Source organism: Oerskovia sp. NPDC060287, from assembly GCF_042726775.1.
In the GTDB taxonomy this organism is placed as follows: domain Bacteria; phylum Actinomycetota; class Actinomycetes; order Actinomycetales; family Cellulomonadaceae; genus Oerskovia; species Oerskovia merdavium.
Genome location: NZ_JBHXBO010000097.1, coordinates 1 through 15629 on the forward strand (window position 1 = coordinate 1; position 15629 = coordinate 15629).

The 15629-nt window shown below is 72.1% G+C and carries 12 protein-coding genes; 6 read left to right on the forward strand and 6 right to left on the reverse strand.

Annotation, left to right across the window (positions count from 1 at the left end; genetic code table 11):
- Positions 1-64 precede the first annotated feature (64 nt).
- A complete protein-coding gene (locus ACFWFR_RS10435) occupies positions 65-1771 on the reverse strand; it encodes a glycosyl hydrolase family 18 protein (RefSeq protein ID WP_377622884.1) in 1707 nt (568 codons plus the stop codon).
- Between the two features lie 222 nt (positions 1772-1993).
- Here ACFWFR_RS10435 and ACFWFR_RS10440 point away from each other — a divergent pair, with 222 nt between their 5' ends.
- Entirely contained in the window at positions 1994-2836 is an 843-nt protein-coding gene (locus tag ACFWFR_RS10440; RefSeq protein WP_191805341.1) for an NAD-dependent protein deacetylase, read from the forward strand.
- 209 nt (positions 2837-3045) lie between these two features.
- On the opposite strand, the gene ACFWFR_RS10445 is transcribed toward ACFWFR_RS10440, so the two are convergent.
- A complete protein-coding gene (locus ACFWFR_RS10445; protein ID WP_191805364.1) occupies positions 3046-3477 on the reverse strand; it encodes a nucleoside deaminase in 432 nt (143 codons plus the stop codon).
- A 171-nt stretch (positions 3478-3648) separates the two neighbouring features.
- Here ACFWFR_RS10445 and upp point away from each other — a divergent pair, with 171 nt between their 5' ends.
- The 4 genes from upp to ACFWFR_RS10465 all read left to right on the forward strand — a co-directional run bounded on the left by upp (position 3649) and on the right by ACFWFR_RS10465 (position 7610).
- On the forward strand, positions 3649-4284 hold the full coding sequence (gene upp, locus ACFWFR_RS10450) for a uracil phosphoribosyltransferase (RefSeq protein WP_191805344.1): 636 nt from the start codon (positions 3649-3651) through the stop codon (positions 4282-4284).
- Between the two features lie 335 nt (positions 4285-4619).
- Positions 4620-5300: a winged helix-turn-helix domain-containing protein gene (locus ACFWFR_RS10455; protein WP_377615188.1), complete on the forward strand. Its 681-nt coding sequence runs from the start codon at positions 4620-4622 to the stop codon at positions 5298-5300.
- A 175-nt stretch (positions 5301-5475) separates the two neighbouring features.
- Positions 5476-6480: a hypothetical protein gene (locus tag ACFWFR_RS10460; protein ID WP_377622887.1), complete on the forward strand. Its 1005-nt coding sequence runs from the start codon at positions 5476-5478 to the stop codon at positions 6478-6480.
- A gap of 44 nt (positions 6481-6524) precedes the next feature.
- Positions 6525-7610 carry a glutathione S-transferase family protein gene (locus ACFWFR_RS10465; RefSeq protein ID WP_377622889.1) on the forward strand — a complete coding sequence of 362 codons (1086 nt, stop codon included), beginning with the start codon at positions 6525-6527 and terminating at the stop codon, positions 7608-7610.
- 4 nt (positions 7611-7614) lie between these two features.
- On the opposite strand, the gene ACFWFR_RS10470 is transcribed toward ACFWFR_RS10465, so the two are convergent.
- Positions 7615-12210 carry a sigma-70 family RNA polymerase sigma factor gene (locus ACFWFR_RS10470; RefSeq protein WP_377622891.1) on the reverse strand — a complete coding sequence of 1532 codons (4596 nt, stop codon included), beginning with the start codon at positions 12208-12210 and terminating at the stop codon, positions 7615-7617.
- 218 nt (positions 12211-12428) lie between these two features.
- Here ACFWFR_RS10470 and ACFWFR_RS10475 point away from each other — a divergent pair, with 218 nt between their 5' ends.
- The gene (locus ACFWFR_RS10475; RefSeq protein ID WP_191805349.1) at positions 12429-13196 is read left to right on the forward strand and encodes a hypothetical protein; all 768 of its coding nucleotides are present in this window, start codon (positions 12429-12431) and stop codon (positions 13194-13196) included.
- Between the two features lie 137 nt (positions 13197-13333).
- Here ACFWFR_RS10475 and ACFWFR_RS10480 read toward each other — a convergent pair whose 3' ends face one another.
- From ACFWFR_RS10480 to ACFWFR_RS10490, 3 genes are all read right to left on the reverse strand, one after another.
- The gene (locus tag ACFWFR_RS10480) at positions 13334-13642 is read right to left on the reverse strand and encodes a DUF1540 domain-containing protein (RefSeq protein WP_377622893.1); all 309 of its coding nucleotides are present in this window, start codon (positions 13640-13642) and stop codon (positions 13334-13336) included.
- Positions 13643-13848: 206 nt separating this feature from the next.
- Positions 13849-14343, reverse strand: a complete 495-nt coding sequence (locus ACFWFR_RS10485; protein ID WP_377622895.1) for a heat shock protein transcriptional repressor HspR — start codon at positions 14341-14343, stop codon at positions 13849-13851.
- A 79-nt stretch (positions 14344-14422) separates the two neighbouring features.
- Positions 14423-15433: a DnaJ C-terminal domain-containing protein gene (locus tag ACFWFR_RS10490; protein ID WP_191805352.1), complete on the reverse strand. Its 1011-nt coding sequence runs from the start codon at positions 15431-15433 to the stop codon at positions 14423-14425.
- Between the last annotated feature and the right edge of the window lie 196 nt (positions 15434-15629).

Below are 15629 nucleotides of genomic sequence, written 5' to 3' on the forward strand. Positions count from 1 at the left end.
TCACGGAACGGCCCACGACGCGGTGCTGCGGTGCAGAGCGGCGGTCAGACCGCCGTCACGCAGGTCAGGCCGAGCAGGGCTGACCTGCGTCCCACGCACCCCAGACGTTGCTCCCGGGCACCTCGCCACGGGTCCACCACTGGGCGGTGTGGTTGACGCCCGCACGAGAGACGACGGCGCCGCCCGTGTAGGTCGCCTCGAGCGAGAACGCCGGTGCGCACGTGACGACCTCGACCACGGGGGCCGTGCCGCACGGGCCGATCTTCTGCCACGGGCTGCCCGAGGTCGCGGCCGGAGCCGTGCCGCGGGTCCACCACCTGGCCTTGTACTCGGCGCCGTCGTGCGAGACCACGTCGCCCGAGGTGTAGACGCCCGAGGCGAACCACGGTGCGGCGCACTGCGCGTCGACCCCGGGTCCGGGGGTCGAGGCCCGCAGGGTCGAGCCGAGCGTCCCGCCGAGCTCGTTCTTGTGGTCACCGCTGAGGTCCCACCACATGGCCCCGCCGTAACCCTCGACCGCGAGCCACTCGGCCTTCGCGTTGACCGAGGCCGGGTCGTCGAAGCTCCACCACTGGTCGCCGTCGTAGCGCCACGAGGCACCGATCGTCGGGTCGAAGAACGCCTTGCCGAACGTGCGCAGCTCGGCGTACGTCTTGGTGCCGACGTAGCCCTCGGCCGGCTTCCAGCCCGCGCTGCCGTCCTCGACGCCGTACCAGCCGTGGCCGTACGCCGCGAGACCCGCGTTGAGCTGCTGGGGGTCCGCCCCTGCGTTGACGTACATGCCCATGGCGCCGTCGAGGCCAAGGCCCCAGTTCTCGGCGCCGTCGGGGTGCAGGTTGCCCTGGTGCCCGGTCTTGTTCGGGACCCAGCCGCCGTGGAAGTCGTAGCCCTGGACGTTGAGGAAGTCGACCGACGCGAAGAAGCGCTTGTCGAGCCAGCCGCCCTGGCCCGCGTTCCAGCCGCCCGCCGGCGCGAACGCCGTGAGCAGGTAGTCCTCGCCGTCCTGCTCGCCCAGCGCGTCGAGCGAGGAGCGGAACTCCTCCATGAGGAGCAGGAAGTTCTCCTTGTCCTCGGGGCGCGCGTTCGCGGTCTCGCCACCCGTGACGGGCCACTCCCAGTCGATGTCGATGCCGTCGAAGATGCCGGCCGCGGCGCCCGGGCCACCCTTGTCACCGATCTGGGGCAGGTTGCCCTTGATGTAGATGTCGAGGCACGAGTTCACGAGCCTGGTGCGCCCCTCGGCCGTCGAGGCCGCCTCGGAGAAGTTGTCCGACCAGGTCCAACCACCCAGCGACACGAGGATCTTGGTGTCCGGGCTGACCGCCTTGAGCTTGCGGAGCTGGTTGAAGTTGCCCGCGAGCGCCTGGCCGGGCTTGTCGGCCTTGCCGTCGACGGAGTTCTTGGCGGGGACGAGCCGCAGGAAGTCGTTCTGCGCGTCGCCCTCGCCGGGCTCCTGCGTGATGTCGCACACGAGGTCCGTCGTGACGTTGCCGAACGCGTAGTTGAGGTGGGTCAGGTCCTTGATCGCGCCCGAGGACACGAGGTTCGCGACGTGGAAGTCGCGCGTGACGGGGCTGTCGGCCATGAGGTAGCCGACGCTGCGGTAGCCGTTGATGTCGTCGGGGCCTGCGGACGTCGCAGCGGGCTTGGCAGAAGCGACGGACTGGGGCGCGACCGCCTGGGCAGCGGGGGCCACCAGGACGGATGCCGCGAGCACCGCTGCTGCGGCGATCGCCACCGGCGCGAGCCGGCGCGTGGGTGTGTCTTGCATGAAGGGCCTCGTTGCTCTCCTCCGGGCACGCCCGGAACTTTGTTCGGACGCCTCGCACATTAGCCGCGCTGAGAACCTTTGCCAAGACCCTTAACCAATAACTTTCTTACCGGTCCCGTCGATGTCCTTTTTGCCCTATGAACGGGTGTGTGACACGCCGCGCCACCGAGGCCCGTCCGGGAGATTCACCCGGTCTCCGGGCGCACGTCGTACGCTCGAACGGTGCTATCGGAGACCCCTGACACGACCCCGACGACCGACGACGTCCTGCACCTCCTGCGCGGCAAGCGGCTGACCGCCCTGACGGGCGCGGGCATCTCGACCGACTCGGGCATCCCCGACTACCGCGGCCCCGACTCTCCCCCGCGCAACCCCATGACGTACCAGCAGTTCGTCGGGGACGAGGCGTTCCGTCGTCACTACTGGGCCCGGAACCACGTCGGCTGGCAGCGGGTGCACCGCACGCACCCCAACGGCGGGCACAAGGCCCTCGTCCGGCTCGAGGAGCGCGGCATCCTCGAAGGGATCATCACGCAGAACGTCGACCTGCTCCACGAGGACGCGGGCTCGCGCAACGTGATCGACCTGCACGGGCGCTACGACCGCGTGATCTGCCTGTCGTGCTCGCGCGTCGTCTCGCGCGAGCACCTGGCCGAACGCCTCACCGAGCTCAACCCCCACTTCCTCGAGAGCATCGGCGACCTCGAGGACGTCGAGACCGCCCCCGACGCGGACGCGGTCATCGAGTCGACCGCCCACTTCGTGCCCGCGGCCTGCGAGTTCTGCGGCGGCATGCTCAAGCCGGAGATCGTGTACTTCGGTGAGAACGTGCCGCGCGAGCGGGTCGAGCGGGCCTACGCCATGGTCGACGCCGCCGACGCGCTGCTCGTCGCGGGCTCGTCCCTGACCGTGATGAGCGGCCTGCGGTTCGTCAAGCATGCCGTGAAGACCGACAAGCCCGTCGTGATCGTCAACCGCGGCGCGACCCGGGGAGACCCGCTCGCCACGATCAAGCTCGAGGCCGGGGTGTCCGAGACCCTCGAGGAGCTCGCGGACAGGCTCTGACCTGGTGACCCACTCCTCGGCGAACGGTCGATATCCCTGCAGACCGACGACGTCCAGGAGCTCGACCGCCGAGACCATGTCGTCGTCGTAGAGCCCCGGGTCCTGGAGGTCGCTCGGGAAGGCGTTCGTCGCTCCGCTCCCGATGCCCTGCGTCGGCTCGGTGAGCGCTGCGGTGCCCGGACGACGCCGGCGCCGGCGGCGCCGGACCGTCAGCGCTGGGTCTCGAAGAACTCCCGGATGAGATCGCCGCACTCGACGTCGCGGATGCCGCCGACCACCTCGACGCGGTGGGGGTTCCGGCGGTCGCGCACGATGTCCCACACCGAGCCGCACGCGCCCGCCTTGGGGTCCCACGCGCCCAGCACCAGGCGCTCGACCCGAGCGAGCGTGGTCGCTCCCGCGCACATGGCGCACGGCTCGAGCGTCACGACGAGGGTGCACCCCTCGAGGCGCCACGAGCCGAGCGTCGCGGCGGCCTGGCGCAGAGCGAGGACCTCGGCGTGGGCCGTGGGGTCGCCGATCTCCTCGCGCCGGTTGCGGCCGAGGCCGAGCAGACGCCCGTCGGGCCCGACGACGAGCGCCCCGATGGGCACGTCGCCCGACGCGAGGGCGTGGGTCGCCTCGTGCAGCGCGAGCCCCATGAGCTCGTCCCAGACGGCACGACGGGCCGCGACCGTGTCGGGTGGGAACGTGCCGGTCGCCCAGGGGAGGTCGAGCCCCACGGGGCCGGGCGTTCCCGGGCCGGGCTCTGCGGTGGGGGCGACGTCGTCGGGGACCATGCTCCCGAGGCTACCGGGCGGTACCCTCGAACCATGCGCCTGCACGTCGCCGACCACCCGCTGGTCGCCCACAAGCTCACCGTCCTTCGCAACAAGGACACCGCCTCCCCGACCTTCCGCCTCCTGGTGGACGAGCTCGTGACCCTGCTGGCCTACGAGGCGACGCGGGACGTCCGGGTCGAGCCCCACGAGGTCCAGACCCCGGTCACCACGACGGTCGGGGTCCGCATCGCCGAGCCCCGCCCGCTCGTCGTCCCCATCCTGCGCGCGGGCCTGGGGATGCTCGAGGGCATGACCCGCCTGCTGCCCACCGCGGAGGTGGGCTTCCTGGGGATGCAGCGCGACGAGGAGACGCTCGAGGCCGTCACGTACGCCAACCGCCTCCCGGACGACCTGACGGGTCGCCACGTGTTCCTGCTCGACCCCATGCTCGCGACCGGCGGGACGCTCGTCGCGGCGATCGACTACGTGTTCGAGCGCGGCGCCCGCGACGTGACGGCAGTGTGCCTGCTCGCGGCCCCGGAGGGCATCGAGGTCCTCGAGAAGGCGATCGGCGACCGGGTCGACGTCCAGCTCGTCGTGGCCGCGGTGGACGAGCGTCTCAACGAGAAGGCGTACATCGTGCCCGGCCTGGGCGACGCGGGCGACCGCCTGTACGGGGTTGTCTGACCGAACCGTCCGTACGCACGGAGCGGGGTCGCCGGGAGGACCCGGGGGCCCCGTCCTGCGCCGCGGTGCCCGACGACATCACGTCCGTCCCATTTTTGCGTCTCACCTTGTGAGATTCTCGGCTCTCCCCCTTGGCGACCCCCGACGTCGCTGCCATGCTCACCTGGTGATCCCCTCGCTGAGCTTCCGCGGCGCCACCCGGCGCCCGAGCGTCAGCATGTCCTCCTGCGTCTGTTGTCCGGCCTGACTCGCTCAGCCCTCTGACAACCCTGCCGACCCTCGTCGGCGCCGCTCCGGCTCCCCGCCGTCGAGCGGGAAGACCCCTGGAGCCTCGCATGACCACGCTGACCCAGAAGTCCGCCCAGCCCCACGCAGCACACCGTCGCAACCACCCCGGGTTCGTCCTGTACGTCGGGGTCGACGCGGCGTCGGGCGAGCACCCGCAGGCCGAGCTCGTCGAGCTCGCCGAGGCCCTCGGCGAGCTCGCCCGTGAATGGCTGCCGGCCGCCGAGACCTACACGGCCCTGACCCTCTCCGAGCCCGCGACCGACTCGCACGAGCCGCTCGTCGACCACGGCCGACGCAAGGTGCGCGGGCGCAGCGCGGCCCGCCGCGCCGAGATCCCCACCCCGGCCCCGGACCTGGCGCCGCTCGGCGACGTCAACGCGTTCCGCGACCGCCTCGCGGCGCTCTCACCGTTCCCGCGTGTGGTGATCGACCCCGTCGGTCGGCGGGTCACGGTCGACGGCTCGGTCCAGCGCCTCACGTACAAGGAGTTCGAGCTCCTGTCGCACCTCTACCGCTCGGCGCACCGCGTCGTGACCCGCGAGGAGCTCCTGTCGACGGTCTGGGGAGCCGACGCGGTGCGCGACGGCAGCCGCACGATCGACGTCCACGTCCGACGGCTGCGCGAGAAGCTCGGCCTCCAGCACGTCATCACGACCGTCCGCGGGCTCGGCTACCGGTTCGACCCGCAGACCCACGTCGTCCTCAGCGGCTCGGGGGACGCTGCCTGAGGACTGGTGGTGCCGGGTCGGGCGCACGTGATTCCGTGGGGGGATCGGCGCGACCCGGCAGCACGGCTCCTGCGCGCGGAGCCACACGGAGGTCACGGGCCGGTTTGGTCGGGGCGCTCGGCCGGGGTTGGATGGACCGGTTCATCCGTTCCGTCCCCGCGAGGTCCTCTCCGCCGTGCCCGTGCTCCCGCCGCCCGCCCGACGCTCCGTCAGCCTCCTCGGCGCAGGCGTCGTGCTCGCGCTCCTGACGGGGTGCACCGGAGCCACCGCGGCACCGGCCGCGCCCTCGGTCCCCGTGCGTCAACCCGTCACGACCCGCGCCGAGGCCGACGCGCTCTTCGCGGGACTCACCTCGGCACGGAACACCGCGAACGCGGCCCGGGACGCGGCTGCCCTCGCGCTCCTCGAGACGGGGCCGAGCCTGCGCGCCTCGACGTTCGCCTATGCCGCGCAGACCGCGCAGGGCGCCGCTCCCGTCGCGCCCTACACCTCGGCCGCGGGCACTCTCGCCGCTCCGGAGCAGGGAACCGCGGACTGGTTCTACTCGCTGAGCGCGCCGGGCGACACGGCGGTGGGCTCCAGCACGGGCGAGTACGTCGAGTCGACGTTCTTCACGCGCACGGGCGAGGGCGCCCCCTGGCTCCTGACCTACCGTCTGACGTCCGACCCGGCCGCGGCCCTGCCGCAGCCCGCGCTCGCGGGCGGCTCCGCCGTCGTGCCCGACGACGACGCGCGCGCCCGCGGCGACCTCGCCCTCCAGGACGTGGTCGCGTACGCGAGCACCGGGCAGGCCGCCCGCACGCTCGACGTGACCGACGCCGACCAGCTCGCGACCGCGCACGCCCAGGGCTTCCCGCTGCCCGACCTCTCGCCCGACGCCGGGACCGAGCAGCGCGCGTGCACGCTCGAGGAGCCCGCCCCGGCCTGGGCCTCGTCCACCCGGGGGATCTTCGCGATGGCCTCGGTCGAGTGCACGCAGAGCGTCGTGCTCACGGGCGGGTGGACGGCGCCGACGCCCACGACCGGGACGATCGGCACCGTCCCGGCCGGGGCGCGCCTGACGGGGTGGACGGTCTCCCAGACGGTCACGGTCCTCGTCGAGGTGCACGACGACGGCACGTCCCGGGTGGTCGGGTCCCGGCTGCGCCCCGTCAGGACGGACGTCACACCCGCCTCGTGACCCGGATCGCTGCGTCCGACCGGGCGGCGACGTAGGTTCGGAGCATGAGCGACGCGACCGGATCGAACCCCGTCCCGCGCGGCTGGAAGCGCCGCGGCCCGCACTTCACCGACCGGATCGCAGCGAGCAGCACCTCGCAGCCCGGCGGCCAGGGCGACGCCGAGGGCCGGTGGCCCGTCGAGCCCGGCCGCTACCGGCTCGTCGCGAGCCTCGCGTGCCCGTGGGCGCACCGGTCGATCATCGTGCGGCGACTGCTGGGGCTCGAGGGCGCGATCTCGCTGGGGATCGTCGACCCGATCCAGGACTCGCGGTCGTGGCGCTTCACGCTCGACCGGGACGGGATCGACCCCGAGCTCGGGTCGCACTTCCTCGCCGAGCACTACCTCGCGCGCGACCCCGAGGACGACGGCGGGGTGAGCGTGCCGGCGATCGTCGACGTCCCGTCCCGGCTGCTCGTCACCAACGACTACCCGCAGATCACGCTCGACCTGTCGACCGAGTGGACCGCCTACCACCGACCGGGCGCCCCGGACCTGTACCCCGAGGCGTGGCGTGACGAGATCGACGACATCGCCGAGAAGGTCTACCTCGACGTCAACAACGGGGTCTACCGGGCCGGGTTCGCGGACTCGCAGGAGAAGTACGACACGGCGTTCGGGATCCTCTTCGAACGGCTCGACTGGTTGTCCGACCGGTTGTCGGAGCGCCGCTACCTGGTGGGCGACCACCTCACCGAGGCCGACGTCCGGCTCTTCACGACGCTCGTGCGCTTCGACGCGGTGTACCACGGACACTTCAAGACCAACCGCAACAAGATCACCGAGGACCGCGTCCTGTGGGCGTACGTGCGGGACCTGTTCCAGACGCCGGGGTTCGGGGACACCGTGAACTTCGACCACATCAAGCACCACTACTACCGCGTGCACACCCAGCTCAACCCGAGCGGGATCGTGCCCGACGGCCCGGACCTGTCGGGATGGCTGACCCCGCACGGGCGCGAGTCGCTCGGTGGTTCACCGTTCGGCGACGGGCGAGCACCGACGACCGCGACCGACCTGGCGTCCTACCACCTGGCACCGCTCGCGGTCCCGGTGGCCGGTGAGCCCCAGGCTGCGCGACCGCGCGACTGACTGTCTACTCCGCGTCCCACGTCGCGCTCCCCAGGAGGGTGTGCGGCGTGAAGAGCGAGAGGTGGGAGACCGTCGCGACGTAGTTGGTGCCGTGGCTCACGACGCGGTCGCCCTTGACGTAGAACTGGCCGTACTGCCAGGCGGGCAGGCACGACTTCCCGGCGACCTGGAAGGTCCACGACGTCCCCGCGTCGGTCACGACGCGGTAGGTCGCGCCGCCCTCGCCCGCGCTGGGCGCCTTGACCTGGATGCTCGTCCCGGGCTGCACGGTGCGGGTCGAGTCGCGGACGACTGCGGCCGAACCCTCGATGTGGAACGTCACGGCCTGGGTCGACGCGGTGTTGTCGTACACGAACGTGACGGGCTGGTAGGAGCGCTGCTCGTTGTCCTCGAACCAGCACGCGCCGACCGTGGGTGCACCGACGACGGGGCTGACCACGACCGGGACGTAGCGTGCCGCCTCGTAGCCTGCGGTGACGGTGCTGGTGTGCTCCTTGCCGTCGACCGTGCGCGACTGCCGGAGCTCGACCTTCCCCGCGGGGACCTCGGTCTTGCCCGTGTCCTGCGTGAACGTGGCCGTGGCCCCTGGCTCGACCGTGACCGGCGCACCGGCGGTGCCGTACGGGGTGGCCATCGAGACCTGCATCGACTCGTTCGAGGAGTTGGTCAGGCGGCCCGTCAGGCGGACCGTGCGGTCGACGACCGCGGAGGTCGCGGAGGCCTTGACCGTCCAGTCGGGCACGTAGCAGGACACTCCCGGCACGGCGTGGTTCGCGACCTGGACGCCGTCGGCCAGGACGGTGAACGTCGCGCCCTGGGCACCGACGCTCGTCCGGACCGTCTCGGTCTGCCCGGCGGCGACCGTCCGGGCGAGGTCGTCGCGACCCGCCACGGTGAACTGCACGGGGAGCGTCGAGCCCGAGTTGTCGAACGTGAGGGTCACGGGGGCCGACGAGGCGTGCGCGTCCGGGTCGAACACGCACTGGCCGACGACGGGTGGGAGGCTCTTCGGGGCGAGCGACGCGGCGGCGAACGGTACGGGCTGGTTCTGCGTGAACCCCTTGCCCGGTGCGCCGACCTCGGTGACCCAGCGGTACTGGCGGAAGGTGACCTCGCCCGCCGGGACCTGGGCCCTGCCCGTGTCGATCGTGAACGTGCCCGTGGCACCCGGCGCGAGCGTGAGCTTGTCCGAGTCCTTGGCGTCGCCCAGGCCCGCCGGAGCGAGCATGCGCACGTCCATGGCCTCGGCCGTCGTGTTGGTCAACGTCCCCACGAGCCGGACGGCACCACCCACGTTCTGCGACGCGACCGAGAACTCCTTCGACCACGACGGCACGTAGCAGCTCTCACCCTGGACGGTGAACGAACCCGCCGAGCGACCATCGGTCGCCACCGTGAGCTCGTGCGCCCCCAACCCTTGCACCAGGCCCGACGCCGTCACGCTCACCTTCTCGCCCGCGCCCACCTCCGTGCGCGCGCCCTCGTGCCCCACGACCCCGAACACCACCGGGAGCGTCGAACCCGAGTTGTCGAACCCGAGCACCACGTCGAACACCGACGCCCGCGTCACCGGATCGAAACGACACGCACCCAGCGACGGCTGCGAGACCTTCGGAGCGATCACCGCCTTCGCGAGCTCAGCAGCCGTGGTGTGCGTGTACGTCTTGGCGTCACCCGGGTCGACGTCCTCGACCCGGCGGCTCTGGTGGAAGGTGACCTTCCCGGCCGCGATCTCCGTGCGCCCGGTGTCGATCGTGAACGTGCCCGTCGCGCCTGGCGCGAGCGTGAGCTCGTCCGACGGCTTGACGTCCCCCAGCCCTTCCGGAGCGAGCATCCGCACGTCGAGCGGGGTCGTCGACGTGTTGGTCGCGGAACCGGTGAGGCGGACGGCGCCCCCCGCGTTCTCCGTGGTGACCGTCGCGGTGGCCAGCCAGTCGCTGTCCGGGACCCGGTAGCAGTCGAGGGCCTCGAAGGCACCCGCCTTGACCTCACGGGTGTACTCGGCGCCTGCGACGGTGGTCACGAGGGTCAGGGTCGCCGAGCCCCCGGGGAAGCGGTAGCCGTCGTCCAGCCGGAGGTCGGTCGTCGCGCCACGAGTCAGCCCGACGACGGGAGACGTCGAGCCGACGGCGTCGAGACGCACCCGGAGGTCGTCGTACGCGGTCGTGTTGGTGACACCCGCGAGAGCGATCGAGGCCGTGCTCGCGCCGACGCCGACGCACTGGGAAACCGCGCCGGTCCCCGAGGGGATCGTGTCTTCCGCACCGGCCCACGGGGAGCCGACCCGGAGCGTCGCGCTCGCGGAGTCCTGGACCGACCTCCCGTCGGAGCTCGCCGAGGCCGCGAACGTCAGACCGGTCGTGGACGCCGCGGCCTCGCCGTCGGCGACCAGCTGCACGTCGAGCACGACGGCCGGTCCCGCACTCGCGCTCGCGTCCGGCGCCGGGAGTCCGCCTGCGCCGGTCACCGAGCAGCGCGCCGACGATCCGTCGGGCTCGCAGATCCATCCAGGTGTCAGGGCGCGGGCCGAGCTGCCCGACGGGAGGTTCCCCACCGAGAACGTGAGCCCCTGGGCGTCGACGTCGCCGGTGTTGCGAGCCGTGAGCCGCACCGCCGAAGCCCCGGGGTTGAGCACCTCTCCCACGGTGGGAGACGCAAGGTCCACCTCGGCGCCGTAGGACTGCACCGGAGAAGGCGCGTAGGTCTTCTTGACCGGCGCGAGGCCCTTGCCGTGGACCGAGCCGCCGAAGCTGTACGTCCCGCCTCGTGACGCCTGGACCGTGACGACGAGCTCCTTCTTCTCTCCCGGCGCCAGCACGCCGACCGAGCAGGTCACGAGCGAGGTGCCGTCCCCCTGGGGAACGGACGCGCCGCACGGGAGCGCCGCGGTCTTCAGGACGGGCACCACTCCCCGCCCGGCGACGACCGCGGAGCTCACGACCGAGACGTTGGCCGGCAACGTGACGTCGACGACGACCTCCTCGGCGGACGTCCCGCCGGTGTTCGACGCCGTGAGCGTCAGGTCCTCCGGGTCACGGGGAGCGAGCTGGAGCGGGGCGAAGGCCAGGTCGAGCGAGGCCGGCGCGGGGTCCACCGGGTCGACAGGATCGACGGGATCGACGGGATCCACCGGGTTCACCGTCCCCGGGGAGGTCTGCCCGTTCCCGGTATCGCTCCCGGCGCCCGCGCCGGTACCGCCTCCGGCCCCCGTCCCGGTCCCCGCTCCGGATCCGCCGGCGCCACCCGAGGTGGTCGGTGTCGATCCGGCCGCGTCCCCCTCGAGGGGGGTCAGGTTGGCAGGAGACGTGGGGTCGGCACTCGGCGTCGTGGGCGTGGTGGTGGGAGAACCGGACGGCGTGTCGGTCGGCGACTGCGACGGGTCGGGGCTCGCGTCCGCGCTGGGCGGGGTGTCGGAAGAGAAGCCGCCGTTCGCGGCGATCACGCCGACGCCCACGGCGGCGACAGCCACGACGCCCACCGCGGCTGCGACCAGCGGTGACGCCGCGATGAAGGCGGCGAGGCCCGTCGCGCCCGCGACGGTTGCCCCCGAGGCCGCGGCACCGGTCGCACCGACGGCGGCCGCCGCTCCCGCGACCCCGCCCGCTCCCGTGCCTGCTGCGGCGGATCCACCGGCCGCACCGGCCGCCGTCGCTCCTCCTCCTGCCGCCCCCGCAGCACCGCTGCCGCCGGCCGCCGCACCACCACCGGAGGTGCCCGCTGCCGTTCCGGAGGCTCCTCCCGAGGCACCGGCACCGGTCGCGCCGCCGGCGACCGCACCTCCACCGGCGAGGGGCAGTGCGTGCCCGACGAGCCCGAGCCCCGCGACCCCGAACACCAGGGGCGCGATCACCGCACGCATGCCGTGCGAGACGTCGCCGAGCTCGAGCACCAGGGCACGACACTCACCGCAGCCCTCGAGGTGAGCGTCGACCTTGGCGTTCTCACGCTTTGCCAGGCCGCCTCGGACGTAGGAGCCGAGCAGCGGGTTGACGACCTCGCACCCCTCGCTCGTCGCGCCCGTCAGGTGCTGCTGGAGGTAGGCCTGACGCAGTCCTTCGCGCGCACGGTAGGCGAGGGCGGAGACCCCGTTGGCCGACAGCCCGAGCAAGGGCGCGATCTGGGCCGGGTTCATCTCCTCGACCTCGGTGTACCAGAGCACCGCCTGCCAGCGCTCGGGCAGGCCCTGGTAGGCCTTGGTCACGATCGACCGCTCGAAGCCCTGCAGCGTCGGGTCCTCGGTCGAGGCCATGGGGCCGAACGCGGTCTCGAAGGTCTCGACGTCGTCGGTGGGCTGGGTGCGCCGGACGCCGTTGACCAGGTCGTACGACAGTCGGCGCACGACCGTGAAGAGGTAGGCCCGGAACGTGACGTCGGGCCCGCCGCCGGTCTGCAGGATGCCGAGGACCTTGGCGAACGCCTCGGAGACCACGTCGTCCGCGTCGGAGGACGAGTGGACGTACTGGCGCGCCACAGTACGAGCGGCAACCGCGTGCCGCTCGTAGAGCGCACCGAACGCGGAGTAGTCGCCACCGCGCACGGCGGTGATCAGCTCGGCGTCGCTCGTCGACGCGCCGTCCGCGTACGTCTCGACCTGGGTCATTACCTCGCCCCTGACTGCGCCTCGTGCAGTTGAGGCTCCTCTCGCTCATAGTAGACGTCACGAAGCCCAGTGTTTTCAACGTCTCACGGGCAGTTTGCCCGGGTTGTCCACTCCTCGTCGCGACGGTTCTCGCGGACGGTCCAGGACTCCGAGCGGATGAAACCAAAATGCACGGTCGGTTTCGCGTCATGAGTGTCGGCCTGAGGGGTCTCATCGGTATGGACCTACGACCTGGCTACCCCCAGCCAGCCGTCGACTCGCTGCTCGCCGAGTGGCAGGCGGCGAGCATGGACTCCGTCTGGCTGCGCCCCGGCGACTGGTACCACCCTGCGGTGGAGGCTCTTGCCGAGGCTCTGACGGACGGGCTCCCTACGGCGCCTGCCGCCGACCGGCTCGGTGAGGCTCGGGGTCACGTCGGCATCAGCATGGGCGAGACGATCGACGATCTCGCATGCCTGTTCCGCGCCTGGGGCACCGAGCCCGGGCTCGACACCCTGCGCGCCCTGAGCACCGGTTGGGTCCGGGGCAACGAGCCGAGCCTCCTGGTTCCGCTCACGACCGACCCGCGGTCGGGTCTGGCCACCCCCGAGTACCTCGTGCAACGCCTGCGCGAGACGTACGGTGCGGGCGAGCGCAGCGGCCGGCCCGCGTCCCGCACACACTGCCTGCTGCTCGTGGACGTCGCGGTCGACCGGCTCGACGGATGGCAGCGGATCGCCCGGGCAGCCGCGATGGGCAAGATCTTCACCGAGGTCTTCGGTACGGGCCATCCGGTCGCGACGCTCGGCGCGGGCGTCTATGCCGCGCTGTGCGAGCGCAGCGCGGACCTCGAGCCGCTGCGCGCCGAGCTCCGGCACCGGATCGAGCGCACCGCGCTCTCCTACGGCGTGACCGCCGTGCTCCGACGACCTCCGCGCGTCTGGGTCGAGCCGCTCCCGACGGCTCACGCGGGAGCCACGTCGTTGCTCCAGGCGCTCGGGCGCTGACCTGGCCCCTCGACGGATCGCGCACGCGCCGCCAGGTCCCGTAGACGCCTCGACGCCCCGGCGTCCGGCGAGGGACGAGCGGGGCGTCGAGGGGGAATCGCGCGAGAGGGGGGATCCGCGCGAGGGTTCAGGCTCGCTCAGCGAGGAGCGTAGGTGAGGCAGTCCGCGTGGTCGGCCCCCAGGGGGCCGGCTCCGACGCGGATCGAGGAGGCGTTGCACTCGAGCGCCTCGTTGTGGGCGCACTCCCCGCGCTGGCAGGCGCCGACGTGGGCGATGACCTTCTCGAGGCCACCCTTGGCCGTGAGCGGGATGAACGTGGCGCACTCGGCCTCGCCGCCGGGGGCGGCGATCGTCACGGCACCGGCGTGGCACCCGTGCTCGTGGTTGTATCCGCAGCCGTCGATCGAACACTCGACGACCTGGGGCAACTCCATCAGGCTGCTCATGGGACTTCTCCTTGCTCGAAGGGGCGGGACGTCCAACCGTGCTTTTCCTTCACGGTATTCCTCGTCGCAGCCCTTGTATAGGAAGCAAGGCCTCACTCACTTCGGCGGAATTCCGCCGTTTTTACGTCACGCAGACCTCACGTAAATGTCCACGGAATTGCCGACCGCTGGTATTTCACCCGTTCCGGCACGCACCCTGACGTGGCTCAGTCCCCGCGCCCAGGACGCCACAGCACCAGCGCACGGGTCTCCGTTCCCTGCCCTGCGACGGCGCGCCCGGCGTCCTCCGGACTGCCCCGTCGGACCCGCCGGCCGCGCGGGACCATGACCACGTCACCACTGACCCCGGCGGCGAAGACCCGTCCACCCTCGAGGCGTGCCGAGAGCGCGTCGAGCCGGGACTCGAGCTGGTCGACCTGCTCCTCGAGCGCGAGGATGCGACGGATGCCCGCGAGGTTGATGCCCTCCTCCTGGGAGAGCCGCTGGACCTCGAGGAGCTTGGCGACATCGCGCTGGGAGTACCGACGCCCGCGCCCCATGGTGCGGCGCGGGGTCACGAGTCCCAGCCGGTCGTACTGGCGCAGCGTCTGCGGGTGCATGCCGGCGAGCGCCGCGGCCTGCGAGATGGCGAGCACGGGGGCGTCGTCGTACGCGTTGAACGGCACCTGCGCCGTCGCCGCTCCGGGATCTCTCCTGACCATGCGTCCTCCTCTCACCATTCTGCTCTCGAGGGATGGAGCGCGGCGAGGCCCTCGCGGGCCTCGTCGCGCTCGGTTCCTGCTACTCCGCGGCGCGTCCGAACAGGTCGGAGCGCACGTCGTTCTCGCCGTCGGTCGCGGCCGCGAGCTGCTCGACCGCCTCCTTGGCGGCCTTCGTGAGCTTCTGCGGCACGACGACCTGGATCGTGACGAGCAGGTCGCCCGTGGCCTTGGCCGCCTGGACGCCCTTGCCCTTGACGCGCAGCGTACGGCCGGACGGCGTGCCCGCGGGGACCTTGACCTTGACGGGCTTGCCGTCGAGCGTCGGGACCTCGATGGTCGCGCCGAGGGCGGCCTCGGCGAACGTCACGGGGACCGTGAGCCGCAGGTTGTGCTTGTCGTCGACCGAGAACACGGGGTGCGGCGTGACGTGCACCGTGATGACCAGGTCGCCGGGCGCGCCGCCCGCGACGCCCGGGCGGCCCTTGCCGCGCAGGCGGATCTTCTGGCCGTCGCGCACCCCGGCCGGGATGCGGGCCGTGACGGTGCGCCCTTCGGTCGAGACGGTGACGGTCGCGCCCTCGACGGCGGGCCGGAACCCGAGCGTCGCGGACGAGTGCACGTCGGCCCCGGGCTGCGGCCGGGCCGCGTTGGGGCGGAAGCCCGTCTGGGCTCCTCCGCCGCCGAACATCGACCCGAGGATGTCCTCGAAGCCTCCGCCTCCACCGGTCTGCGTGGAGTACCGCACGCGGCCTCCTCCGCCACCACCGCCGCCGAACATGCCGCCGAAGATGTCCTCGAAGCCTCCGGCCCCGCCGGCGGGTCCGCCGGCTCCTGCGGAGAAGCGGGCGCCCCCGCCGGCCATGGCACGGATCGCGTCGTACTGCTGGCGCTGCTCGGCGTCGGAGAGGACCGCGTAGGCCTCGCCGATCTCCTTGAACTTCGCCTCGGCCTTGGCGTCACCCTGGTTCTGGTCGGGGTGGTAGGTGCGGGCCAGCTTGCGGTACGCCTTCTTGATCGCGGCGTCGTCGGCATCCTTGGGGACGCCGAGCGCGGCGTAGAAGTCCTTCTCGATCCAGTCCTGACCGGTCAAGGCGCCTCCTCTCGTGGTGTCACCGGCCGGGGGCCGGTGGTCGTCTGATGGATGAAGTCTTGGTGTTCTTTCAGTCGTTCGCTCGTTCTGTCGTTCAGTGGTGCATCAGGTCCGGGGACCTGCTCTCCCGGCCTGCCCGACGGCGGAGCCCCCCTTCGCGCGGAAGGTGCGCTCCGTCGTCGGGCATCCGGGAACG

Coding starts and splice junctions, on each gene's coding strand:
- ACFWFR_RS10485 (WP_377622895.1), bottom strand. CDS start 14,343: ATGGTCAGGAGAGATCCCGGAGCGGCGACGGCGCAGGTGCCGTTCAAC.
- ACFWFR_RS10470 (WP_377622891.1), bottom strand. CDS start 12,210: ATGACCCAGGTCGAGACGTACGCGGACGGCGCGTCGACGAGCGACGCC.
- ACFWFR_RS10455 (WP_377615188.1), top strand. CDS start 4,620: ATGACCACGCTGACCCAGAAGTCCGCCCAGCCCCACGCAGCACACCGT.
- ACFWFR_RS10480 (WP_377622893.1), bottom strand. CDS start 13,642: ATGAGCAGCCTGATGGAGTTGCCCCAGGTCGTCGAGTGTTCGATCGAC.
- ACFWFR_RS10445 (WP_191805364.1), bottom strand. CDS start 3,477: ATGGGGCTCGCGCTGCACGAGGCGACCCACGCCCTCGCGTCGGGCGAC.
- upp (WP_191805344.1), top strand. CDS start 3,649: ATGCGCCTGCACGTCGCCGACCACCCGCTGGTCGCCCACAAGCTCACC.
- ACFWFR_RS10475 (WP_191805349.1), top strand. CDS start 12,429: ATGGACCTACGACCTGGCTACCCCCAGCCAGCCGTCGACTCGCTGCTC.
- ACFWFR_RS10435 (WP_377622884.1), bottom strand. CDS start 1,771: ATGCAAGACACACCCACGCGCCGGCTCGCGCCGGTGGCGATCGCCGCA.
- ACFWFR_RS10465 (WP_377622889.1), top strand. CDS start 6,525: ATGAGCGACGCGACCGGATCGAACCCCGTCCCGCGCGGCTGGAAGCGC.